17 protein-coding genes and 1 other RNA gene are annotated in these 23565 nt (G+C 62.1%); 13 read left to right on the forward strand and 5 right to left on the reverse strand.

The window, feature by feature from the left end; translation table 11 throughout:
* Positions 1 to 129: 129 nt before the first annotated feature.
* From ACNA1V_RS00110 to ACNA1V_RS00125, 4 genes are all read left to right on the forward strand, one after another.
* Entirely contained in the window at positions 130 to 663 is a 534-nt protein-coding gene (locus tag ACNA1V_RS00110) for a sigma-70 family RNA polymerase sigma factor (RefSeq protein ID WP_415831535.1), read from the forward strand.
* Positions 664 to 720: 57 nt separating this feature from the next.
* Complete coding sequence (locus ACNA1V_RS00115) at positions 721 to 1761, forward strand: FecR domain-containing protein (RefSeq protein WP_415831536.1); 1041 nt, start codon at positions 721 to 723, stop codon at positions 1759 to 1761.
* A 100-nt stretch (positions 1762 to 1861) separates the two neighbouring features.
* Positions 1862 to 4630, forward strand: a complete 2769-nt coding sequence (locus tag ACNA1V_RS00120; RefSeq protein WP_415831537.1) for a TonB-dependent receptor — start codon at positions 1862 to 1864, stop codon at positions 4628 to 4630.
* A gap of 157 nt (positions 4631 to 4787) precedes the next feature.
* Positions 4788 to 7217 carry a PKD domain-containing protein gene (locus tag ACNA1V_RS00125; RefSeq protein WP_415831538.1) on the forward strand — a complete coding sequence of 810 codons (2430 nt, stop codon included), beginning with the start codon at positions 4788 to 4790 and terminating at the stop codon, positions 7215 to 7217.
* 216 nt (positions 7218 to 7433) lie between these two features.
* On the opposite strand, the gene ACNA1V_RS00130 is transcribed toward ACNA1V_RS00125, so the two are convergent.
* From ACNA1V_RS00130 to ACNA1V_RS00140, 3 genes are all read right to left on the reverse strand, one after another.
* Positions 7434 to 7595: a hypothetical protein gene (locus ACNA1V_RS00130; RefSeq protein ID WP_415831539.1), complete on the reverse strand. Its 162-nt coding sequence runs from the start codon at positions 7593 to 7595 to the stop codon at positions 7434 to 7436.
* A gap of 12 nt (positions 7596 to 7607) precedes the next feature.
* Positions 7608 to 8693 carry a YeeE/YedE family protein gene (locus tag ACNA1V_RS00135; RefSeq protein WP_415831759.1) on the reverse strand — a complete coding sequence of 362 codons (1086 nt, stop codon included), beginning with the start codon at positions 8691 to 8693 and terminating at the stop codon, positions 7608 to 7610.
* A 109-nt stretch (positions 8694 to 8802) separates the two neighbouring features.
* On the reverse strand, positions 8803 to 9756 hold the full coding sequence (locus ACNA1V_RS00140) for a sulfurtransferase (protein WP_415831540.1): 954 nt from the start codon (positions 9754 to 9756) through the stop codon (positions 8803 to 8805).
* Positions 9757 to 10093: 337 nt separating this feature from the next.
* On the opposite strand from ACNA1V_RS00140, the gene ACNA1V_RS00145 reads away from it, so the two are divergent.
* From ACNA1V_RS00145 to recR, 5 genes are all read left to right on the forward strand, one after another.
* Positions 10094 to 10939, forward strand: a complete 846-nt coding sequence (locus ACNA1V_RS00145; protein WP_415831541.1) for a DMT family transporter — start codon at positions 10094 to 10096, stop codon at positions 10937 to 10939.
* A 103-nt stretch (positions 10940 to 11042) separates the two neighbouring features.
* Positions 11043 to 11140: signal recognition particle sRNA small type (gene ffs / locus ACNA1V_RS00150), an RNA gene on the forward strand.
* Between the two features lie 183 nt (positions 11141 to 11323).
* Complete coding sequence (locus tag ACNA1V_RS00155; RefSeq protein ID WP_415831542.1) at positions 11324 to 13513, forward strand: DNA polymerase III subunit gamma/tau; 2190 nt, start codon at positions 11324 to 11326, stop codon at positions 13511 to 13513.
* A gap of 50 nt (positions 13514 to 13563) precedes the next feature.
* A complete protein-coding gene (locus tag ACNA1V_RS00160; protein ID WP_068370245.1) occupies positions 13564 to 13890 on the forward strand; it encodes a YbaB/EbfC family nucleoid-associated protein in 327 nt (108 codons plus the stop codon).
* Between the two features lie 13 nt (positions 13891 to 13903).
* A complete protein-coding gene (recR, locus tag ACNA1V_RS00165) occupies positions 13904 to 14515 on the forward strand; it encodes a recombination mediator RecR (protein ID WP_415831543.1) in 612 nt (203 codons plus the stop codon).
* Between the two features lie 131 nt (positions 14516 to 14646).
* On the opposite strand, the gene tal is transcribed toward recR, so the two are convergent.
* Both tal and ACNA1V_RS00175 read right to left on the reverse strand, forming a co-directional pair.
* Positions 14647 to 15615 (reverse strand): transaldolase, encoded by a 969-nt coding sequence (gene tal / locus ACNA1V_RS00170; RefSeq protein ID WP_415831544.1) that lies wholly within the window; start codon positions 15613 to 15615, stop codon positions 14647 to 14649.
* Positions 15616 to 15802: 187 nt separating this feature from the next.
* A complete protein-coding gene (locus tag ACNA1V_RS00175; RefSeq protein WP_415831545.1) occupies positions 15803 to 16267 on the reverse strand; it encodes a hypothetical protein in 465 nt (154 codons plus the stop codon).
* Positions 16268 to 16500: 233 nt separating this feature from the next.
* On the opposite strand from ACNA1V_RS00175, the gene carA reads away from it, so the two are divergent.
* The 4 genes from carA (at position 16501) to greA (ending at position 23467) form a co-directional block, all read left to right on the forward strand.
* Positions 16501 to 17655 carry a glutamine-hydrolyzing carbamoyl-phosphate synthase small subunit gene (carA, locus tag ACNA1V_RS00180; protein ID WP_415831760.1) on the forward strand — a complete coding sequence of 385 codons (1155 nt, stop codon included), beginning with the start codon at positions 16501 to 16503 and terminating at the stop codon, positions 17653 to 17655.
* Positions 17656 to 17668: 13 nt separating this feature from the next.
* The gene (gene carB, locus ACNA1V_RS00185) at positions 17669 to 20917 is read left to right on the forward strand and encodes a carbamoyl-phosphate synthase large subunit (RefSeq protein WP_415831546.1); all 3249 of its coding nucleotides are present in this window, start codon (positions 17669 to 17671) and stop codon (positions 20915 to 20917) included.
* Between the two features lie 266 nt (positions 20918 to 21183).
* The gene (locus ACNA1V_RS00190) at positions 21184 to 22506 is read left to right on the forward strand and encodes a solute carrier family 23 protein (RefSeq protein WP_415831547.1); all 1323 of its coding nucleotides are present in this window, start codon (positions 21184 to 21186) and stop codon (positions 22504 to 22506) included.
* Positions 22507 to 22990: 484 nt separating this feature from the next.
* Positions 22991 to 23467, forward strand: a complete 477-nt coding sequence (greA, locus tag ACNA1V_RS00195) for a transcription elongation factor GreA (RefSeq protein WP_415831548.1) — start codon at positions 22991 to 22993, stop codon at positions 23465 to 23467.
* Positions 23468 to 23565: the final 98 nt, after the last annotated feature.

The raw sequence follows: 23565 nt of genomic DNA on the forward strand, positions 1-23565 counted from the left end.
GTTGCGCGCATGCAGCGGCCGGCGGCAGTTGTTTTCTTTTGCTGAGAGGCCAGTTATGCTCCAATACTGAGATTGATTTACATTAATTCGGTGCGGGAGCTTGCTTGCCGCCGCCGGCCAGGTATCTCCATGACCTCTTCCGCCTCCAGTCTTGGGCAGGCTGCCACGCCGTCCTCGTCTTCCGATCTTCATAATCTATACCGGGATAATCATGTCTGGCTGGTAGCCTTGCTGCGTCGGCGTTTGCCGGATGCTTCCCAGGCTCAGGATCTGGCGCATGACACGTTTGAGCGCATCATGCGCGCCGATCTGGCCCAGGTGCTGAAAGCCCCGCGCGCCTATCTGACAACGGTCGCGCGCAATGTCCTGCTCAACCATGCCCGGCACGAGCGGATTGTGCAGGCGTATCAGGAATCCCTGCAAAGTCTGCCGGAGCCCCTGTCGCCTTCGCCGGAAGAGCAATTGATGGCAGTGCAGGCGCTGGAGCAGGCATGTGCCGTCCTGGATGGCCTGCCTGCGCGCACGCGCCTGATTTTCCTGATGTCCCAACTGGAAGGCCTGACCAGCACGGCCATAGCCGAGGAGCTGAACCTGAGCGTGAATGTCGTCAAGAAAGCCGTCGCGCAGGGGATCAAGCACTGCTATTTCGCGATGTTGGGATAAGTCGGCATGACCCTACGAACAGGTACCGGAAGCGGGCGGCAGGCCGGAGCATCGGGCATGGGTCGCAGGACGGCGCCGCAGGCTGCCGGACTGGATGCCTGTACCGAAAACGCGGCGGGGGCGGTTCTGCCGATGAATGAAAAGCTGCTGGATCAGGCGATTGACTGGCTGTTGCGGGTGAATGACGATGCCAGCGGAGCGGCCGAAGCGGCCTGTCGGCGCTGGCGGGCCGAACACCCGGATCATGAACGTGCCTGGCAGGGGGTCGTCTCGGTGGGAGCACGCTTGCGCGGCAATACCTCCAGTCTGGCGCCACGCGCGGCCGTGCGGGTCTTGCACCAGGCGGGTGTGGGGCATGGCCGCCGCGCCGCGCTCAAGACCTTGATGCTGGGCGGCGCGTTTGCACTGGGTGCCGGCGCAGTCTGGCATGGAACCCAATCGTGGCCGGCCTGGAATGCGGCCTATCGCACCGCCAAGGGGGAAACCCGCGAAATCATTCTGGCGGACGGAGCCAGTGTTTGGCTCAATACCGACACCGCGCTGGATATCACGGCGGATGAGGCTGGCCATAGTTTATGGTTGCAGCGCGGCGAGATACTGGTACAAACCGCCGCCAACCCAGCCTTGAAGCAGGCCATGTCCGTACATACCACTGCGGGTGTGATGCAGCCCCTGGGAACGCGTTTCATGGCCCGTTTGCTGGATGATGGCGCCGCGACGCGTTTGAGCGTACTGGAAAAACGCGTGCGCGTGACCGGGCCCACCTTGCCGCAGGCGCAGGAGCTGGCCGCCGGGCAGCAACTGGATTTCGGGCTCAATGTCCAGCAGCAGGTTCAGCCCATCCAGGGGGATCCGGCGGCGTGGCAGCAAGGCATGCTGGCGGTCAGCCGGATGCGGCTCGATCGCTTCCTGGAAGAGTTGGCGCGCTATCGCAGCGGCATCATCCAGTGCGATCCCGATATCGCTCATCTGACGGTGACAGGCGCTTTTCCCTTGCGCGACACCGATCTTATCCTGGACGCCCTGGCGCGGGATTTGTCGCTGCAGATACGGCGCGTGTCTCGCTACTGGGTACGTGTCCAACAAGAAAAAGTGTAACAACGAGGCGCTTTCTCATTTCTGAAGTGTTAACCCATATGTAAGCCCCACCGCGAGCATGGCTGCGGTGGGGCCTGGTGACCACTTTTCAGGAATGCCAATGCGGTTCCGTGTTTCTCTTGTCAGCCTGCTGCTGTTGGCAGCCTACGCGCCGGACGGCGTCCATGCCCAGGCTGCGGCCGTTGCCGCCGAGGCCGAGCGCGACTTCGAGATCCAGGCAGGAAGTCTGGATGATGTGCTGAGCCGTTTCGGCGCCCGGGCTGGCGTCATGGTGCTGGCCGATACGCGCTTGACCGCCGGGCGCAGCAGCCCGGGCGTGCGTGGCCGCTACAGCGTCGATGTCGCGCTGGTCCGTCTGCTGTCTGGAACAGGTTTGCAGGCCTATCGTGCGGCAGATGGCGGTTATCGCTTGCGGCTGGCCCCCTCGCCTGACGGCGAGGGGGTTGCGAAACTGGATGCGGTGGAAGTCCTGGGAAACGACCCCAAGCCCGCCGATGAGGTCTATCGCACGGCGGCCAGCGTGAATTACTTGTCCCAGGATGATATCGAGCGCTTTCGCGGCACTTCGGTGGGCGACATCTTCCAGGGCATTCCCGGCGTGCTGGTTGGTGAAAACCGCAATTCCGGTGGCCTGGATATCAATATCCGCGGGATGCAGGGCCAGGGCCGCGTACCGGTGCTGGTGGATGGCGCACGCCAGGAAACCACCGTCTATCGCGGGTACTCAGGCGTGGCCTCACGCTCCTATGTCGATCCCGACCTGATCGGCGGCATAGAAATCAGCAAAGGGCCGGTAGCCGGCGCGCTGGGCACGGGTGCCACGGGCGGTGTCGTTGCAATGCGCACCATCAATGCCCGCGACATTATCAAGAATGATGATGAAAGCTGGGGCATACGCGTGCGCGGCAGTACCTCGGGCAACAGCAGCGCCGCGCCCGCGCCGGGAACGGCGGGGGGCATGTTCAATGCTGGCACCTACCGGCTGAATTGCGATCCGGCAGCCCTGTGTGGCGGGCAGTACCAGATGCCGGATACGTTCCGCAACGACGAGAATTTCGACCGTCCCGGCACGCTGGACCCTTACAGCTATGCTGCCAGCGTTGCTGGTGCCTGGCGCAGCGAAAAACTGGAGCTGGTGGCGGCGCTCTCCACCCGCCGCCAGGGGACTTATTTTGCCGGCAAACACGGCAAAGGCGCCGAGCCCGTCATTACCCTGACCGATCCGCCCCCCAGCATCTACTACGACACGGCCACCATTACGAATGGCGGCACCACGCGTTTCTATACCGGCGAACGCGTGCTCAACAGCAACAACGAAAGCAATTCACAGCTGCTGAAAGGCAAGCTGCAGCTGTCAGAGGCGCAGGATATCGAACTGAGCTACCTGCGCTACCACAGCGAATATGGCGAACTGATGCCATCGCAGCTGATGTGGTTCAACAAGATTTACCAGACGCAGAACAGCGAAGTGACGGCGCAGACAGCCACGCTGACGCATCACTGGCAGCCGGCAGATCAATCCTGGCTGGATTTGCGTACCAAGGTCTGGATGACGCATACGGACAGCCTGAACCGCAACTACGCTTCGGAAGACCAGGCCTCCGCCGGTGCAGAGGCGGGGGGAGCGCCGGAACCTGAGACATACCGGCGCATCGGAGCGGAACTCGGCAATACCTCGCAATTCGAGGTCTGGGGCGAACATACGCTCAGCTATGGGGCTACCTTCCAGCACGAGAAAATCTCGACCGATCCGTCCACCGGGGCGCTGGATGACGCCGCAGGGCGCGAGGGCAACCGCCGGGAGTACAGCCTGTATATGGACTGGCACTGGCAGCCTGCACCGGAGTGGCAGATCAATTACGGTCTGCGCTACCAGAACTCCCGTACCCGGGACGGCAAGCTGAGTACCGACATGCGCTATGAGTGCGGCAAATGGGCCATGAATGCCCAGGGCGTAGAAACCTGCCAGCAATATGTCGCCGTGCCGATGGAATTGTGCGATGGCGTGGCCTGCGCCTATCACTATAAAACCCGCAATAGCGGAACGGTGCCGGTTTACAGCATCAGCTGGGAGCCCTGGCTCAATGGCCTGCAGTTCTATGCGCGCCATGCCGAAGCGCTGCGCATGCCCAGCCTGTTCGAAGCCACCCAGGGCTGGTCGGTACAACCTGCGCCCGGCGTGCCGCTGCGGCCGGAGCATACCCGCAATCGTGAATTCGGCCTGAACCTGTTGACCAACGATGTGCTGCGCAGCAACGACAGGCTGGCATTCAAGGCGGCCTACTTCCGCAACAAGACCAGCGATTACCTGACGCGTACTTCGCCCAACGAGTGGGAAAACCTGCAGCAGGACTTCGTGATGCGCAATATCCGCAGCGTCAAGCTGCGCGGTTTCGAAGCCACCCTGGATTATGACGCCGGGCGTATCTATACCCGCCTGAGCGGCACCCGCTACAACTTCATCGAAGTCTGCCATGAGGGCAGCTATCGGAGCGATGACTGCAATAACTATGGTGTTGCGGCGTCCTATTTCAACGACATGATTCCGCCGAAATGGCATGCCAGTGTGTTGCTGGGCACGCGCTGGCTGGACGGCAAGCTGGACCTGGGCGCTCGCCTGACACTGATGGGCAAACGCAACCCGACGCCGAAATTCAATGATGACACCAAGCGCGCCTTCAATTGGCCGACGCTCTGGCAGGACTACAAGGTCGTGGATATTTACGCCCGCTATCAGTACAGCGAGGCCGTGTCGGTGGATTTCAACATCGACAACCTGACCGACCGTTACTACGTTGATCCTCTCAGCCTGGGCATGGTGCCGGCACCTGGGCGAACCGCCAGGCTGGGGATGACCCTGAATTTTTGACATCGTGTCTGCCGTTCCTGGATGCACCCCTGCGACGTAAGGACTGATGCCAGATAACAAAGGCAGCAAGTACGCATTCGCCCAAAGCGGGTGCGCAAGGACCCGGTTTTGCCGGCTGAATGGATAAATCCGATTTTTTGAACAGAAAGAGACCAGCATGAAACTGAACAAGTACATGATGTTGCTTGGCCTTCCTCTGGTGCTGGCCGCGTGCGGCGGTGGCGGCGGGGATGGCGATGGGGGTGAGCGCCCGGTAACGAAAAGCCCGGTAGCCAATGCCGGGGCCGATCAGGTGGTACCGATGGGAACCGTCGTGCAGCTTGACGGCAGCGCCAGTGCGCCCGGTACCAATGGCAACAGCTTGCGCTACACCTGGAGCCTGCCTGAAAAACCGATGGGCAGCAGCGCGGTGTATGCCGATGCCGGCATCGTGAATCCCAGCTTCATGGCTGATCTGCCGGGCCGCTATACCGCGACGTTGACGGTCAACGATGGAGTGGTGGATAGCGCCTCCGATAGCGTGACCATTACGGCAACGACCAAGGTGCCGGTGGCAATTGCCGCCCCGGTGCAGGATGTGCCGCTGAGCGCCGAGGTGGTGCTGGATGGCAGCCAGAGTGTTGCGCCCAGCGACGGTGACGCCAGTGCGCTGGTGTATCGCTGGACGCTGCTGTCCAAACCCGCGGGTTCCCAGGCCGCACTGACAGATGCGACGACGGCCAAGGCGCGCTTCCATGCGGATGTGGAGGGGGAATACCTGGCTTTGCTGATCGTCAACTATGGTGACCAGGTCAGCCAGCCGCGTGAGGTGCTGGTGCGCGCGTCGAAAGGGAATGTCGCCCCGGTAGCAAATATCACCGTGGTGTCTATCGGTGGCGCGCCGGTGGAACCCTTGACTGGCAGGAATAAAAAATATCAGGTCGAGCGTGGTCAGGAAGTCGTGTTCAGCGCAAGCGGAAGCACGGACGCCGATGGTGACGAACTCAGCTACCGCTGGGGCGCAACGAGCTGGACGCAAGGCTCCCAGATTGCAAACAAGCTCAAAGGCAAGCAGGTCGAATTCCGCATGACGCCGGATATCGCGGCAGGTGATTGGGCGGTGTCGCTGCAAGTCTTCGACGGCCAGCTCTACAGCCAGGCTTCTGCGCTGCTGAATGTGGTCAAGCCCGCGGGGGCAGCCAATACGCCGCCCGTCGCGCGACTGGATCCGGTCACGACGACCGAGACCTATGAGATGGAGCTGGGCCAACTCACCAATATCAGCGCGTTTTCATCCTACGATCTTGATGGGGATCAGCTTTGGGGCAAGCATAGACTGGAGTTGCTGGACTATCCGCAAGGGTTCACGCCGCCAGATTGGTCCGCGCCCATCTGGAGCACGACACAGTTCACGCCTACGGTGTTGGGCGACTATCGCGTGCGCTTGATCGCCAACGATGGTCAGGCGGACAGCTTGCCGGTCGAGGCGGTTTATACCGCCAAGCGTGGCGCCAATTACAGGCCGAAGGCAAGTGTCGGGGTGACGGCTGCAACCGCTCTGGTCAATCAGGATATCAAGTTCGGGTGCGGCGGCAGCGACCAGAATGGCGATGAACTGACATGCGAATGGGCCGTGACTGATACGCCAGACGGCAGCGCAGCGACGTTGCAGGTACTGAACGACGGCAAAACGGCCAGCATGAAAGCCGATAAACCGGGGCGGTATGTCGTTGACCTGGTGGTGGTGGACAGCAAAGGCGTACGTAGCCAGGCCGCGTCTGGTAGCATCCATGTCAAGGCAGTCAACAACCCGCCGGTATATGCCGGGCTCTATCATTACGCCTATGGCGAGTTCTCGATACTCTGGACGTCCATCGCCAACAAGCAGGTGGGCAGTCATTTGGGCACCGCAGCGCAACCTTATCTCGTCGGACAGCGCATCGACCTGATGCCGATCAGCATGAGCGACCCCGATGGCGACAAGCTGTATCCGCTCTGGACACTGATCGAGCAGCCAAAAGGCAGCGCACAGGTCGAGGCGGTGGATACCGAGAACTTGAGCTTCACGCCCCAGTATCCTGGCCGCTATGTTTACCAGTTCATTACCAGCGATGGCATCGTCAAGACCCAGCCTCAGCAGGTGGCGGTCGAGGTGGTGAAAGAGCAGGATTATCCCGGGCTGCTGCTCAGGACGCATGGCGCCTATGATGACCCCGACAATCTGTACCCCACCCGTGGGGGCGTTCAGCCGCAGCTGGGCTGGCCGCATGATTGGATGAATACCGTGGCCGTCAACCAGCAGGATCCGGCTGGCAGCAAAGCATGGAATGCGGGCGTCCTGTTCAGCATGACGGCCCATGACAGGGACTACACCGTGTCGGATATGCGAGTACAGGCCGATGGCGATCGTCCGGAACTGCCGCGCTTTGTCGGCCTGGCGAATGGTCAGCGGATCAAGCGTGGGGAAACCGTTTACTTCCTGGTTTATGACCCCCGCCAGGCATCGAACGGCACCCTGGATCCCGGAACGGAAATCGAATGGTTCTTCCGCATTGCCGAAAAACCTGAACAAACCTTCCGTTACCGCCAGCGTTATCAGTTGTACTGAGCGCAGGGCCGAGTGCCGCAGCGAGTGTTGAACTGAAAGTCGTCCTGAGGCCCACCCCCCTGATGCTTAAGGATCACGGGCGGCGGCCAAGAAAAAAGTCGGTGTGAAAATTTTCACACCGACTTTTTTTATGGGTTCAGTGGCCGGCAGTCTGTTGCTGCCGCGCGATCCGGGCTGCCGGGGGCCTGGCGGGTGCAGGCATTGCGTTTTGCGGGCTCAGAACGCCGAGCAGTGCCCGCCGGTCGGCGCCTGGCCAGACCCCAATGCAATGATGGCGGGTTCCTTGCGCAGGTTGATGGGGGCGGAAGCCGACCAGTCCCAGGCCAGGAATACGGCCAGGACAACCCAGAAAAGCGTGAGGGAAATTTTGCGCTGCATGATGAACTGTCCTTAGAAACCGTAGCGGCGGCGCAGGCGCACACCCAGAATGGAGCCGCCGAAGGCCAGCACGATCCAGATCCAGCCATGCACACTGCCCGTGCTGATGCCGCTGACCATGGCGCCGACGTTGCAACCGAAAGCCAGGCGTGAACTGTAGCCCAGCAAGAAGCCGGCGATCAGGCCGATCACCCATTGCTTGCCTGTCAGGGCTTTGCCTGCACCGGGCTTGCCAGCGGAAATCCACAGCGCGCCGGCCAGGATGCCCAGGTTGGTGATGGTCGTGACATCCAGCAGAACGTTCTGTGACAAGGTATGGAAGTTGCCAGGCTGGCCCCAGAAGGGGTTCGCGGCGGGGTCAAACACGCCCAGGGAAGTGAATATTTTCGCGCCCCACAGGCCGAAACCATAAACGACACCCCAGGGCTGTCCAGCAATGATCAGGTTCAGGACGGCCAATAGCGCCAGTCCGATGCCGGCAATCACCAGTTTGCGATCCAACCAGCGCGATGTGCGTTCGCCACGCTTGCCCCAGGCGAAAGCCAGCGCGCCGACCAGCAGCAGGCCGATGAACGTCAGCAGCAAGGCCTTGCCGGGGCCATAGGTGCTGACCAGCCCGATAGGCGGGACCGCGCCCAGCGACACCCATTCGTCCAGCTGTGCCGAACCCAGGAAGCTGCCCAGGGTGAACAGCGGCAGGATACCCATATTCAGGGGCACGCCCATGCCTGCCTTGTACAGCGTGCCGGAGCCGCAGCCGTCGGCGATCTGCATGCAGGCACCAAAAATGAAAGCACCGATCAGCAGGCTGAAGCTGGGCGGGCCCAGGGCCGCCATCAGATCCGTCGGGAAGGCGGCCAGCAAGGGGATGGAAATGGCGGCGGCAACGGCCAGCAGTACCAACTGCGCGAACACGCCGGTGGCATCGCGGTTTTCGATCAATTTGCGCCAGCCGGTCGTAAAACCGAAGCGGGCGCCGGCCAGAATGCCGCCCATGCCCAGCCCGACCACGAACAGCAGGGATTGGCGCAGCGAAACGAACCAGGCCAGCGCAGCAAATGCGACTGCGATGGCAAGGGAGAGAGGTAGGCGTGACATAGTGGAAAAGGCGAAAAGGAAAGAGGGCAAGGGCCAGGCGGGCAGCGGGTTGGCAGTCATGTCGGCCCGCTGCGGGAAAAGCCCGCCCTGTCAGGAGATTGCGAAAGACTCAGTTGAAGAGGCTCTTGAGCTTGTTGCTGATCTGGCTGCCACGGCTGGGTTCGTTATCCATGGGGAGCGGGGTGGCGGCATTGGTCCAGTCCGCCAGGGATTCCGGGTACATGCGGACGTTTGGCACACCGGCCAGCTCGGAGAGCGCAAACCAGTCCGTAGCAGCCCAATGGCCGGTATTGCAGAAGGCGATGGTGTCATCGACCATTTCCGGGAACTGGCGGGCTGCGATTTCGCGTGCCTTTTCCTGGCTGACGACACGCGTCGTGCCGGGTTCGAACCAAAGGCTGTGTTCGATGTTGACGGCGCCCTGGATGGTGCCCGGTGTCGAAGCCGTGGGGGCTTTGACCTCGCCCAGGAAGAAGTTCTTGGGACGGGCATCGACCAGGCGGGCGTCAGGGTTGCCGATTTGTGCCTGAACGTCGCTTTGCGTCGCCAGAATGGCGGTGTTGAGCACGGGTTCGTATTGGCTGGGCGCAACGCTGGCGGTCGTCTGTTCCAGCGGCAGCGCCGCTTCCTGCCAAGCCTGCATGCCGCCATTGAGGACGGACAGGTTTTCCAGGCCAAGATACTTGAGTGTCCAGTAAACACGCGCAGCCGCGCCGAAATCGGTGATGTCGGCACCGCTGGAGACCACGACCGCATGACTGTTCTGGTCCAGGCCCAGTTGCTGCACCTGTTCGGCCAGGCGGGTCAAGGGCGGCAACTGGCCGGGGCTATGTGCCGGGCCGCGCCAGGAACCATAGGGCGCGGAGAGGGCGCCGGGGATATGTCCCTGGCCGTAATCGGCAGGCGGACGGATGTCGATGACGCGTACGTCGGGCGAATTGCGCAGCGCCTCTAGCGCAGCGGCATCCAGTACGGGCTGATTGGCAAAGACCGGCAGGCTGCAGGCGGCCAGCACGAGAGCGGCGCAGCTTTTCAGGGCGGTAGTGAAGATTGCGTGTTTCATGGGGGAGGAGTTCCGAAGGATCCTCGCCAGTTTATATGTGTATCGGTGATGTTACTTTGATGTCGTTATTCCTTTTTGTGATAATAAAATCAGGCTGAGGCATAAGGCCGCCAGGGTGGGCCGGGCGCGGCATGCCACTGGGGCGCAGGGAGAAAAGGTGTGGCGGGAATGCAGCAATTCCCATGACATAAGCACTGGCTCTTCCAGGCGCAGCCAGGCCGGGCGATACAGTGGCGGACGGATAACGAGATGCTGGTCGTGGCAAAGGCGGAATTCAATGAAGGCGGACAGTTGGGCAAGGTTATTGTTGCTGGCGGCGGTATGGGGAGGCAGCTTTATGTTCCTGCGTATCAGTACGCCGGTGATGGGGGTCATGCCGACTGTGTTCGGGCGTGTGTTCATCGCCGCAGTGGGGTTGTATGCGCTGCTGAAAATCACCCGTATCAAGCTCTCTTTTGATGGCAGGCTGATCCCGGCGCTGGTGCTGGGCGTGATCGGGTCGGGGATTCCTTTTCTTTGCTATACCATTGCTTCCCTCTATATTCCTGCCGGCTATAGCGCCATTTTGAATGCCAACACGCCGCTGATGAGCGTGCTGGTGGGGGGCTTGTTCTTTGGCGAGCAGGTGAGTATCAGCAAGATCCTGGGGATTTTCGCTGGCCTGGCGGGGGTTTGGGTGTTGATGCAGAGCGGGCCGGTCGCGCTGGACTGGCAAGTCCTGATCGGTATGCTGTCCTGTCTGATCGCGACCGTCTGCTATGGGACGGTCGGTTATCTGACGCGCGTATGGATTACGCGCCAGGGGGGCATGGATAACCGGCTGCTGGCTTTCGGCAGTCAGGTTGGGGCGACAATATTCCTGTTGCCGATGCTGCTGGTTTCCCTGTATTGGCACCCTGAACAGGGCGGGGCCGTTCTCGGGGCAGGGATCAAGCCGTGGCTGGCCCTGATTGCACTGGGTTTTGTCTGTACGTCCTTGGCCTACATCCTGTTTTTCCGTTTGCTGGCAGAAGTGGGCCCGGTACGCACCACGACCGTGACGTTTCTGATCCCCTTGTTCGGTGTGTTGTGGGGTTATGTGTTTCTGGACGAGCAACTGTCGCTGGCTCACTTGAGCGGCGGGGGGCTGATCGCCCTGGCCTTGTTGTTGGTAACGACCCAGTTCCGCCGTCGCAGGCAGTAAGGCATGAACCGGCGGGCAGCTGTGGCGCTGGGCCATCGGGGGGGCGTATTGCGGTTTTGCTGGCGTGCAGCGGATAAAATGAAACTCTGCTAGAATTCGGCTTGGCGGGCCCCTCCGCATGGTTCGGCGGCGAACCTGGTCAGGTCGGGAACGAAGCAGCCATAGTCGTGCAGAGTCAGTGCCGGAGTCAGGCTCGCCTTTTGAATTTTCACAAGCCCGGTGGCGTTTTCGCCACCGGGCTTGTTTGTTTTCTGAAGGCGCCATCAGGCTTGCCGTAGCGATATGGCTAGTTCTATCCTGGCGTGTCGCCCGCTGGCCGGGGCGTGGCCGGATAATCTGGCAATGTGATCTTGCACCCGGGCCAACAGGCTCTACAATCGCGCAATGAGTTACCTGGTCCTTGCCCGCAAGTGGCGCCCGAAATCCTTTGACACTCTGGTCGGCCAAGACCACGTTGTGCGTGCCCTGACGCACGCGCTGACGACGCAGCGCCTGCACCATGCCTGGCTGTTCACAGGTACGCGCGGGGTGGGCAAGACCACGCTGTCGCGTATCCTGGCCAAGTCGCTGAATTGCGAAACCGGCATTACGGCGCGGCCCTGTGGCCAGTGCCGCGCCTGCACGGAAATTGATGCCGGGCGGTTTGTCGATTATGTCGAGCTGGATGCCGCATCCAATCGTGGTGTGGATGAAATGACGCAGTTGCTGGAGCAGGCGGCATATGCCCCCAGCGCAGCGCGTTTCAAAGTCTATATGATCGACGAAGTGCATATGCTGTCCGGGCATGCCTTCAATGCCATGCTCAAGACGCTGGAAGAGCCGCCGCCTTACGTGAAATTCATTCTGGCGACGACCGATCCGCAGAAAATACCGCCCACCGTGCTGTCCCGTTGCCTGCAGTTCAATTTGAAGCAGATGTCGGCGGATGCCATTGTGGGGCACCTCAGCCATGTGCTGGGCGAAGAAGGCATTCCCTTTGAAACCCAGGCGCTCTGGCTGATTGCGCAGGCGGCTTCGGGGTCCATGCGCGATGCGCTCTCGCTGACAGATCAGGCGATTGCCTACAGCGCGGGCAGCATGACGGACGAAGCCGTGCGCGGCATGCTGGGCACCATAGACCAGCGCCATCTGATTCGTCTGCTGGAGGCGCTGCTGGCGCAAGACGGCTCGGCCATCCTGGCGATTGCCGACGAACTTTCGGTGCGCGGCCTGTCCTATGCCGGCGCGCTCGGGGATCTGGCGGTGCTGCTGTCACGCATTGCGGTGGCGCAGCGCGTGCCTTCGGCCATTTCGCCGGAAGATCCGCTGGGGGCGGATATCGTGCGTCTGGCGCAAGGGATGGACGCTGATGCCATTCAACTGTTCTATACCGTTGCGGTGCATGGCCGCAGCGAGCTGGCGCTGGCGCCAGATGAGTATGCCGGCTTCGTCATGACGGTATTGCGCATGCTGTCGCTGTCGGCGTCAGCGGGTGGGGCGGCAGGCGCAGCGCCGGCGCCAGGGAACGTGCGGGCCGAAGCGCCTGCGGTAGTGGCTCCGGCTCCGGTCGTAGAGGGCGGGCAGGCGGCGGTCATGGCCGGAACGTCTGCGGCCAGCGGTCCGGCGGCTGCACCGCAGCCCGAGTCTGCTCCTGTCGCGCCGGCCGCTGCCGCCGAGGCGGCGCAAGCTGTCAATGATGCGCTGGCGATCCAGGCAACCCCGGCGGAGCCGGCTGTTCCGCCGGTGCCTGCGCCTTCGGATGCCAAGGCCGAACCGCGTCAAGTTGACGCGCCCGTCGTGCCGTCACAAGAGGGCGTCGAGGTCGCGACGACCCGAGACGAACTTCCGGCAGTGGCGGCAGGTTCCTCTGTGCCGGCCAACGATGCAGTGCCGGCTGACGCCGCGCAGGCGGAAGCGCGGGTCCAGGCGGAAGCGGTGACGCAAGCCGATGCGGTCGAGACCCGTGCGGCGCCACCGGCGGCCGCACCGGACGACGACATGCCGCCCTGGGATATGGATATTCCGGCTTTTCCGCCGTCCGGTGACGATCTGCCGGTCTATGATGAGATGGAAGCGCCAGTGCGGCCGGCGCGCCAGGGCCGGGCAAGCGGCCCGGCCTTGCGTACGCCCTCCGCTGCGCCTGCGCATTCCACCCCCCGGCCTGCCAGGGGCGGAGCGGCCAGGCCGGGTGTGATCGCATTGGATCAGCCCTGGTATGAACTGGCCGCGTCCTTGCCTGTCACGGGCCTGGCCTCTGAATTGGCGCGCCATAGCGAATGGCTGGGCGTGCAGGGCAATACGATCCGGCTCAAGGTGGCCGCGCGCACGCTGGCGGAGGTCAATGGCCGGGATCGCCTGCGTCAATGCCTGGAAGAGCATTTCGGCTGCCGGGTCAATCTCGATATCGAGGTGGCGGAAACCGGAGAAGGCACAGCCTATGCGGTGGACGAGGCGGTTCGGGTCGAACGCCAGCGTGTGGCAGAGGAAACCGTGCAGGCGGATCCTTTTGTCCAGGAACTTGAAAAAGATTTCGATGCCCGGGTGTATCCGGGCTCGGTCAGGGCAGTCATGCCCGAGGCGAACGGCGGCGCGTGAGCGTACCGGGCGCCCCTATTTTCACCAAGCAAGCAAGGAATGACAGCACCATGATGAAAGGTCAAATTGCCGGCCTGATGCGCCAGGCGCAGCAGGTTCAGGAAAACATGAAGAAGGCGCAGGAAGCGTTGGCCGAGCTGGTTGTGGATGGCGCTTCGGGTGGCGGTCTGGTCAAGGTGTCCATGACCTGCCGCCATGATGTGCGCCGTGTAACCATCGACCCCAGCCTGCTGGGCGAAGACAAGGACATGCTGGAAGACCTGGTTGCTGCTGCCTTCAATGATGCGCTGCGCAAGGCCGAAGCGGCCAGCCAGGAAAAGATGTCTGCGGCAACCGCAGGCATGCCGCTGCCGCCGGGCATGAAGCTGCCTTTCTGAGGATAGGGTAGTCATGGATACGCCAGCCAGTGAGCCCGCTCCCCTGCGGGAACTGATTGATGCCCTGCGGCGTTTGCCGGGGGTCGGGGTGCGCTCTGCGCGCCGCATGGCGTATCACCTCATGCAGCACGACCAGGACGGGGCGCGCCAGCTGGCCGACAGCATCGGCGGCGCCTTGTCTCGCTTGCGGCGTTGTTCTCGCTGCAATAATTTCACCGAAACGGATCCCTGTGCAATCTGCAGCCATCCCCGGCGCGACCCGGGTTTGCTGTGCATAGTGGAAACGCCGGCAGACCAGAACACGATAGAAGCCAGCCAGGGCTACCGGGGCCTGTACTACGTCTTGATGGGGCGCCTGGCGCCGCTGGAAGGTGTCGGGCCGCGGGAGCTGGATTTTGACCGGCTGTTGCGCCGGGCAAGCGATGGCCTGGTGCGGGAAGTGATATTGGCGACCAATTTCACGGCGGAAGGGGAAACCACGGCGCACTTTTTGTCCGAGGCGCTGACGGCGCGCGGCTTGAAGGTAACGCGCCTGGCGCGTGGCGTGCCCGCGGGCAGCGAACTCGAATATGTGGATGCCGGTACCATCGCCTGGGCGCTGATGGAGCGACGCAGCGCCGAGTGAATGACGGATATTGCGGTCTTGCCGCATGCGGATCATGAAACAAGGCCATCATGACATGATGGCCTTGTTGTTTGGGGTGCCGGCGCGGCTGGTGCTGGCCGGGCAGGCTGGTGCCGGTGCCTGGCGTCCGCTCAGGCGATGGCGCGGTGGCGGGCGGCTTCGATCATGGCATCAAGCTTGACCGCATCGGCCGAGAACGCACGTATGCCTTCGGCCAGTTTCTCCGTTGCCATGGCGTCTTCATTGAGCAGCGTGCGGAAGGCAATCTCGTTGCACGGCAGCAGTGCCGGCGCCTGTTCGCGGGCGAGGTCTGCATTCAGGTGCGCTTCGACTTCGCCTTCTTTGCCGGCCAGCTCGGTCAGCAGTTCGGGGCTGATGGTCAGCAGGTCGCAGCCTGCCAGGGCCAGGATCTGTCCGGCATTGCGGAAGCTTGCACCCATGATTTCCGTTTCGATGCCGTGGGTCTTGTAGTAGGCATAGATGTTGCTGACCGACTTGACGCCAGGGTCGTTGGCACCGGCATTGGCGGCCTCATCCCAGGCGGCGCCCGCTTGCTTCTTGTACCAATCGTAGATACGACCGACGAACGGAGAAATCAGTTGCGCGCCGGCATCAGCGCAGGCGACGGCCTGCGGCAGCGCGAACAACAGGGTCATGTTGCAGCGTATGCCTTCGGCTTGCAGGATGCGGGCGGCCTGGATGCCTTCCCAGGTGGAGGCGATCTTGATTAGTACGCGCGAGCGCGGAATGCCGGCTTCTTCGTAGCGGGCGATGATACGCCGGCCGCGTTCGGCGGTCGCTTGGGTGTCAAAGGACAGGCGGGCATCCACTTCGGTCGAGACACGGCCCGGAATCAGCGCAAGAATTTCGCGGCCGAAGGCAACCAGCAGGTCGTCGAGCAGTTCCGGCGTGGCGGCATCGGGACGCTGGGCGACGACGCGTTCCAGCAGCGGACGGTACTCGTCCTTCTGGGCGGCCTTGAGGATCAGGGACGGATTGGTGGTCGCGTCGGTGGGCTGCAGGGTCCTCAGCGCGGCGAAATCGCCGGTGTCAGCGACGACGGTGGTGTGACGGCGCAGGGATTCTAGCAACGAAGGCATGGTGGCGGAACTCCGGTAAAAATGTTCTGGGGCGCTATGGCACGGCAGGTCAGTCATGTCGGCGCGCTATCGGAAGCGTAGCATTTTTGTGGCCGGCTGATGCGGGCGCCAGCCAGCGTGTAGGGGCTTGTGCGCGTGGGCAAGGGTCTGGAAGGTTGGCCTTATTCGCTCCTGTTCGGCGGTAGGTTTACGGCTTGGCTGTGTCAGACGCAGCCTGGCCGCCGTGCGTGGGGAAGGCCGGGGTGCCAGGGGCGGTGGTGTCGTGTGCAAGCCCGACATACTCGGCGATGACCTGTTCGATGCGGTCGTCATTCCATTGCTGCAGTTGTGCCAGAAATGCAGGCGGGAGCGAGCCATCTTCGGGGAAGCTCATTTGCAGCACGCCTGGTATGTATTCAGTGTGGCCATGCCGGGTGTCGATGCCGATCCAGACCACCAGCAATGAGCGGTCGTTGTCCGGTATGGACGTATCGGCATACGCGACGCGGCTCAGGTAACGCAGCGCCTGTGCATGCGCAGGCATCAGTCCCAGCCAGTGTACGCACTGCCAATCGTCGGCGGCATAGCGAACGGTGAAATCGCCTCTCTGCTGGCTCTCGATTTCCTGTGCGCCCACCACGAAGAACTCCGGTGCATTGTTGTCGGCCGGCACTTGCTATGTTCTGGTATGTGCGGGGCTGGCGCCGAGAATCGCAGTGTGTTCATCGGCAGCGCGGGTCGTTGCGGGCGGGTGATGGTGCGCTGCGATGGGAATTCGGTGGGAGCTCCGTGTTTTTCGTATTGTTCTGAAGAAGAGATGGCTGTAAAACTCTGCGAACGGAAGCCGGACGCAAGGTATAATCCAAAGGTTTACTTACCGTTTTTGAACTGGGGCTTATCTTGACCTTGTTGCCGTCCATTTTTCCCGAGGGCGTAAACCAGCTTGCGCCTGCAATTCTCGCATTGGCAGACGGCACGGTTTTCCGGGGTGTTTCCATCGGCGCGCCGGGCCATGCTGTTGGCGAGGCAGTTTTCAATACCGCGATGACGGGTTACCAGGAAGTGCTGACCGATCCGTCCTACACCGGGCAGCTCGTTACCCTGACATACCCGCACATTGGTAATACCGGCATCAATGCCGAAGATTGCGAATCGCCCGCAGTCTGCGCCGGCGGCCTGATCGTGCGCGACTGTTCGCTGCGCGTTTCCAATTTCCGCTCGGAAAAGTCGCTGCCGGCCTATCTGCGCGAGCAGAATGTCGTCGCCATCTCCGGCATTGATACCCGCAAGCTGACGCGCATCCTGCGCGAAGGCGGTGCCCAGGGCGCCTGCATCCTGGTTGGCGATGACGCCGAACAGGCCATCGCGCTGGCCCGTGCCTTCCCTGGCATGGATGGGCAGAATCTGGGCGAGCAAGTCTCGACCAAGGAAGTGCAGAACTGGAATGAAGGTACCTGGCGCCTGGGCGAGGGCTTCCCCGTCCTGGACAACCAGCGCCCTCATGTCGTGGCCTACGATTACGGCGTCAAGCGCAACATTCTGCGTCTGCTGGTCGATGCCGGCTGCCGCGTCACCCTGGTGCCGGCCACCACGCCCGCCAGCGAAGTACTGGCCATGTCGCCCGATGGCGTGTTCCTGTCCAACGGGCCTGGGGATCCTGCCGCCTGCACGCAGTCCATCGCTGCCGTGCGCGAGCTGCTCGACGCCCGCGTGCCGCTGTTCGGCATCTGCCTGGGCATGCAGCTGCTGGGTCTGGCGCTGGGCGCCCGCACCATCAAGCTGAGCCACGGCCACCACGGCAACAACCACCCGGTCAAGGAACTGGACACCGGCAACGTCTATATCACCAGCCAGAATCACGGTTACGCCGTCGATGCCGACTCTCTGCCGGCCAACGCACGGGTCACGCATATCTCGCTGTTCGACGGCACGCTGCAGGGTGTGGAACTGACCGACAGGCCCGCCTTCGGTTTCCAGGGCCACCCGGAAGCCAGCCCCGGGCCGCGCGACATTGTCGTGCTGTTCAATAAATTCGTCAGCCTGATGACCGCCAAATCCTGAAGACAGCGTTACCATGCCCAAGCGTACAGACATTAAAAGCATCCTCATCATCGGCGCGGGTCCGATCATCATCGGCCAGGCTTGCGAATTCGATTATTCCGGCGCCCAGGCCTGCAAGGCCCTCAAGGCGGATGGCTATCGCACCATTCTGGTGAACAGCAACCCCGCCACCATCATGACGGACCCGGAAACGGCCGACGTCACCTACATCGAGCCCATCACATGGCAGGCGCTGGAAAAAATCATCGAGCGTGAAAAGCCCGATGCGCTGCTGCCCACCATGGGCGGCCAGACGGCGCTGAACTGCGCCCTGGACCTGGCGCGCGAAGGCGTGCTGGATCGCCATGGTGTCGAATTGATCGGCGCCAATGCCAAGGCCATCGAAAAGGCCGAAGACCGCCAGCTGTTCAAGCAAGCCATGACCGACATCGGCCTGGAGTCGGCCAAGTCCGGCGTGGCGCACTCGATGGACGAAGCCTGGGATGTGCAGCGCCGCATCGCGGCCGATATCGGCACATCCGGTTTCCCCGTGGTCATCCGTCCCAGCTTCACGCTGGGTGGTACCGGTGGCGGCATTGCTTACAACGCCGAAGAATTCGAAACCATCTGCCGTCGCGGTCTGGAAGCTTCTCCGACCAAAGAGCTGCTGATCGAAGAATCGCTGCTGGGCTGGAAGGAATTCGAGATGGAAGTCGTCCGCGACAAGGCGGACAACTGCATCATCGTCTGCTCCATCGAAAACCTGGATCCCATGGGCGTGCACACCGGTGACTCCATCACGGTGGCACCGGCCCAGACGCTGACGGACAAGGAATACCAGATCATGCGCAACGCGTCCATCGCGGTGCTGCGTGAAATCGGTGTGGATACCGGCGGTTCCAACGTGCAGTTCGCGGTCAATCCCAAGAACGGCCGCATGATCGTCATCGAGATGAACCCGCGCGTGTCGCGTTCCTCGGCGCTGGCCTCCAAGGCCACCGGCTTCCCGATCGCCAAGGTGGCGGCGCGCCTGGCCGTGGGCTACACGCTCGACGAGCTGCGCAATGAAATCACCGGCGGCGCGACGCCGGCCTCCTTCGAGCCGACCATCGACTACGTGGTCACCAAGGTGCCGCGTTTCGCTTTCGAAAAATTCCCCTCGGCGGATTCGCGCCTGACCACGCAGATGAAGTCGGTCGGCGAAGTCATGGCCATCGGCCGCACCTTCCAGGAGTCCTTCCAGAAAGCCTTGCGTGGCCTGGAAGTCGGTGTGGACGGCCTGAACCAGAAAACGACTGACCGCGAAAAGCTGCAGGTCGAGTTGGGCGAGCCCGGCCCGGAACGTATCTGGTATGTGGGTGACGCCTTTGCCCAGGGTTTCAGCCTGGAAGAAGTGCACCAGCTGACCAGCATCGACCCGTGGTTCCTGGCCCAGATCAAGGAAATCGTCGATATCGAGCTGGCGCTGGAACAGCGCACGCTGGCCGATCTGGATGCCGTCAGCCTGCGCGAACTGAAGCGTCGCGGTTTCTCCGATCGTCGTCTGGCTTTCCTGCTGGATACCTCCGAAGGCGAAGTGCGCAAGCTGCGCCACCAGCTGGATATCCGTCCGGTGTACAAGCGCGTCGATACCTGCGCTGGCGAATTCGCCACGCGCACGGCGTACATGTACTCCACCTACGAGGAAGAGTGCGAAGCCGCACCGTCGGATCGCAAGAAAATCATCGTGCTGGGTGGTGGGCCGAACCGTATCGGCCAGGGCATCGAGTTCGACTACTGCTGCGTGCACGCAGCGCTCGCGCTGCGCGAGGATGGCTATGAAACCATCATGGTCAACTGCAACCCGGAAACCGTCTCCACCGACTATGACACTTCCGATCGCCTGTACTTCGAGCCGCTGACGCTGGAAGACGTGCTGGAAATCGTCAACAAGGAACAGCCGGCCGGCATGATCGTCCAGTATGGCGGCCAGACGCCGCTGAAGCTGGCGCGTGCGCTGGAAGCCAATGGCGTGCCCATCATCGGTACCAGCCCGGAATCCATCGACGTTGCCGAAGATCGCGAACGCTTCCAGAAGCTGCTGAACAAGCTCGGCCTGCGCCAGCCTTCCAACCGCACGGCGCGCACCGAGGCGGAAGCCCTGGCCCATGCCGGCGAAATCGGCTATCCGCTGGTGGTGCGCCCGAGCTACGTGCTGGGTGGCCGCGCCATGGAAATCGTGCATGAGCAACAGGACCTCGAGCGCTACATGCGCGAGGCCGTGAAGGTCAGCAATGATTCCCCGGTGCTGCTGGATCACTTCCTGAACAACGCCACCGAAGTCGATGTGGACTGCATTTCCGACGGCGAGACCGTTTTCGTCGGCGGTGTGATGGAACACATCGAACAGGCTGGCGTGCACTCGGGCGACTCCGCTTGCAGCCTGCCGCCGTATTCGCTGTCCGAAGAGGCCGTGGCGGAAATCAAGCGCCAGACCGCGCTGATGGCCAAGGCGCTCAACGTCAAAGGCCTGATGAACGTGCAGTTCGCCATTCAGGATGGCGACGTCTATGTGCTGGAAGTGAACCCGCGCGCTTCGCGTACCGTGCCGTATGTGTCCAAGGTTACCGGCTTGCAGCTGGCCAAGATCGCCGCACGCGTCATGGCAGGCAAGACGCTGGCCACCCAGGGCGTCGAGCGCGAAGTGGTGCCGTCCTACTTCTCCGTGAAGGAAGCGGTGTTCCCCTTCGTGAAGTTCCCCGGCGTCGATACGTTGCTCGGCCCGGAAATGAAGTCCACCGGCGAAGTCATGGGCGTTGGTGCCACCTTCGGCGAAGCCTTCGTCAAGGCCCAGCTGGGCGCGGGCGAGCGCCTGCCGGCATCGGGTACGGCTTTCATCAGCGTGCGCAACCGCGACAAGGCGCGTGCCGTCGAAGTCGCGCGTGGCCTGCATGACCTCGGCTTCAAGCTGCTGGCGACGCGTGGTACGGCTGCCGAGCTGGAAGCTGCCGGCATCCCCGTGCAAGTGGTTAACAAAGTGACGGAAGGCCGTCCGCACGTGGTGGACATGCTGAAGAACGGTGAAATCAACCTCGTGATCAACACGGTGGAAGAGCGCCGCAATGCGATCGCCGATTCGCGTGCCATCCGTACGCACGCGTTGGCAGCGCGGGTCACGCAGTTCACGACCATTGCCGGTGCACGCGCCGCAGTGGAAGGTCTGCAGTATCTGCACCAGGGCGGCGGTCTGCAGGTGTATTCCCTGCAAGGCCTGCATGAGGAACTGCGCAAGCAGCAAGCCTGATAGGGCGGGGTGCGGGTGTTGGCCCGCACCATTGCTGCACCGGCTTGGTGCCGGTGTGCTGCAAGGGCGGCGATGAGGATTTTCTTCTCGCCGCTTTTTTGCGGCCCGACATTGGCGTCGCAGTCCGAGACGGGTGGCGGCGCATGGCTCGCGCGTGTCGGGTGAGTCTGGTGGTATGGGTTTGAGTATGTTGCTGCCAGCGCTGGTGGAAAGTGTGATGCGTCTGGTGGCAGCAAGGGTTTCCTGAAAAAATCTGGAGTTTCAGCATGTCTGATCGTTATTTTCCACGCTGGCGCCTGGCCGATCGCTCGCAGTCGGTTATCGGCCCGGAAGACCGCATGCCCTGGCCGCAGACTGCGGCCATGGGGGTGCAGCATGTGGTCGCCATGTTCGGTTCGACGGTGCTGGCGCCGTTGCTCATGGGCTTTGATCCGAACGTCGCGATCCTGATGTCTGGCGTCGGTACGCTGCTGTTCTTCCTGTTTGTCGGCGGGCGTGTTCCCAGCTACCTGGGCTCGAGTTTTGCATTTATCGGCGGCGTCATTGCGGTGACCGGCTATGCGGGCAGCGGGCCGAATCCCAATATTGCAGTGGCCTTGGGGGCGATCATTGCCTGCGGCCTGGTCTATACGCTGATCGGCTTGCTGGTCTGGTGGTACAACAGCAAGACCCGCGGCGGCGCCAGCGTGTTGATCGAAAAGCTGATGCCACCCGTCGTGACGGGAGCGGTGGTTGCCGTCATCGGCCTGAATCTTGCGCCTATCGCGGCCAAGGGGGCCATGGGGGGCTCGACTTTCGATGCCTTGATGGCGCTGGCGACCGTGCTTTGCGTGGGCGGCGTGGCAGTCTGGACCAGTGGCATGATTCAGCGCTTGCTGATCCTGGTGGGCCTGTTCCTGGCCTGCGTGCTGTATTTCGTGCTGACCAATATCGCCGGGCTGGGCACGCCAATTGATTTCACGCTGGTTTCGCAGGCGGCCTGGATCGGACTGCCGACTTTCCATGCGCCTGAGTTCCAGTGGACGGCCATGGGGCTGATTGCGCCGGTTGCCGTGATTCTGGTGGCGGAAAACCTGGGGCACATCAAGGCGGTCAGTGCCATGACGGGCAAGGATCTGGACAGCTACATGGGGCGGGCCTTTGTTGGGGATGGCGTGGCGACCATGCTGTCCGGCAGTGTCGGGGGCACGGGGGTCACGACCTACGCCGAAAACATCGGCGTCATGGCGGTGACGCGCATCTATTCCACGCTGGTTTTTGTGGTTGCTGCGTTGTTTGCCTGCGTGCTGGGGTTTTCGCCCAAGTTCGGTGCGCTGATTCAAACCATTCCCGGGCCGGTGCTGGGCGGGGTGTCGGTGGTGGTCTTTGGCCTGATCGCGGTGGCAGGTGCGCGGATCTGGGTCGTCAACAAGGTGGATTTCAGCGATAACCGCAATCTGATCGTGGCGGCAGTTACGCTGGTGATGGGGGCTGGGGATTTTGCCCTGTCCATCGGCAATTTCACGTTGAATGGCATAGGCACCGCAACCTTCGGCGCCATCATTCTGTATGCATTGCTGGGGCGCCGTGGCGCCGCTACCGCGGCGTGAGCGGGTTTGCGGCATGAGCCTGGGCGAAGGGGGCTCGTCCAGGCGGCGCACTTGCCTGAAACGACGTTAAAATGACTCCTGGCACTTGCTTTTCCCTGCAAGTTTGCCGACAATGTCGTTAACGCACACCCCGGTTCAGTACGTTCCGGGGTTTTGTTTTGCGGCGTTCAGGGTTCTCCTGAATGCCTGGGGCCTGCTGCTGGCCTGTGGCCAGCGCATAGGCGCGCCATGAAGGTTGCGCAGAGAATGCCCCGGCTTCCACCAGTCAGGTGGAACGTGATTTTCTCCGATTTCTTTCGCGGCTGGCGGTAACGCCGGCCCGCGATTTTGCTGGCCCGATCTGCTTGGCAGATCGGGTTTTTTCCAGGTGGCGAGGGGTTTCGTCGCCTGGTGATGAACGCCCGTACAGGCTCAGACCGGTACGGTTCTAGTCTATGCGCCTTACCTGATGGGGCAAGGTGCTGTTTGTTGTGTAGGAAGAGACATGCCTGCTATTCCGTTGACTGCGAGTGGCGTAGAACGTCTGCAAGCCGAATTGCATCAGTTGAAAACCGTTGAACGTCCCACCGTGATCGCTGCGATTGCCGATGCACGGGCTCAGGGCGATCTGTCCGAAAATGCCGAATACGATGCGGCGCGCGAACGCCAGGGTTTCATTGAAGGCCGTATTGCCGAGCTGGAAGGCACTTTGTCGAACGCGCAGATCATCAACCCGTCCGAGCTGGACGGCGAGGGACGCGTCGTGTTTGGCGCGACCGTTGAAATCGAAGACCTGGAAAACGAAGTGCGTGTGGTGTACCAGATCGTCGGTGATGTGGAAGCCGATATCCGTGCCAACCGTATTTCTGTGTCCAGCCCGGTGGCTCGCGCCCTGATCGGCAAGAGCGAAGGCGACGTCGTGGAAGTCCACGCGCCGTCCGGCGTGAAGGAGTATGAAATTATCAGCGTACGCTACGCCTGAGGGTAAGCGCACCTGATAAGCACTGCTGGCGGCATGATTGCTCGCCGCCAGCGCAAGAATGACGGGCCGCAAGGCCCGTTTTTATTGGCAGGGCCGCT

The organism is Kerstersia similis (assembly GCF_965139615.1).
Taxonomy (GTDB): domain Bacteria; phylum Pseudomonadota; class Gammaproteobacteria; order Burkholderiales; family Burkholderiaceae_B; genus Kerstersia; species Kerstersia similis.

Excerpts from the sequence above, each read along its gene's own strand:
- ACNA1V_RS00110 (WP_415831535.1), top strand. The coding sequence starts at position 130 with ATGACCTCTTCCGCCTCCAGTCTTGGGCAGGCTGCCACGCCGTCCTCG.
- ACNA1V_RS00115 (WP_415831536.1), top strand. The coding sequence starts at position 721 with ATGGGTCGCAGGACGGCGCCGCAGGCTGCCGGACTGGATGCCTGTACC.
- ACNA1V_RS00120 (WP_415831537.1), top strand. The coding sequence starts at position 1,862 with ATGCGGTTCCGTGTTTCTCTTGTCAGCCTGCTGCTGTTGGCAGCCTAC.
- ACNA1V_RS00125 (WP_415831538.1), top strand. The coding sequence starts at position 4,788 with ATGAAACTGAACAAGTACATGATGTTGCTTGGCCTTCCTCTGGTGCTG.
- ACNA1V_RS00130 (WP_415831539.1), bottom strand. The coding sequence starts at position 7,595 with ATGCAGCGCAAAATTTCCCTCACGCTTTTCTGGGTTGTCCTGGCCGTA.
- ACNA1V_RS00135 (WP_415831759.1), bottom strand. The coding sequence starts at position 8,693 with ATGTCACGCCTACCTCTCTCCCTTGCCATCGCAGTCGCATTTGCTGCG.
- ACNA1V_RS00140 (WP_415831540.1), bottom strand. The coding sequence starts at position 9,756 with ATGAAACACGCAATCTTCACTACCGCCCTGAAAAGCTGCGCCGCTCTC.
- ACNA1V_RS00145 (WP_415831541.1), top strand. The coding sequence starts at position 10,094 with ATGTTCCTGCGTATCAGTACGCCGGTGATGGGGGTCATGCCGACTGTG.
- ACNA1V_RS00155 (WP_415831542.1), top strand. The coding sequence starts at position 11,324 with ATGAGTTACCTGGTCCTTGCCCGCAAGTGGCGCCCGAAATCCTTTGAC.
- ACNA1V_RS00160 (WP_068370245.1), top strand. The coding sequence starts at position 13,564 with ATGATGAAAGGTCAAATTGCCGGCCTGATGCGCCAGGCGCAGCAGGTT.
- recR (WP_415831543.1), top strand. The coding sequence starts at position 13,904 with ATGGATACGCCAGCCAGTGAGCCCGCTCCCCTGCGGGAACTGATTGAT.
- tal (WP_415831544.1), bottom strand. The coding sequence starts at position 15,615 with ATGCCTTCGTTGCTAGAATCCCTGCGCCGTCACACCACCGTCGTCGCT.
- carB (WP_415831546.1), top strand. The coding sequence starts at position 17,669 with ATGCCCAAGCGTACAGACATTAAAAGCATCCTCATCATCGGCGCGGGT.
- ACNA1V_RS00190 (WP_415831547.1), top strand. The coding sequence starts at position 21,184 with ATGTCTGATCGTTATTTTCCACGCTGGCGCCTGGCCGATCGCTCGCAG.
- greA (WP_415831548.1), top strand. The coding sequence starts at position 22,991 with ATGCCTGCTATTCCGTTGACTGCGAGTGGCGTAGAACGTCTGCAAGCC.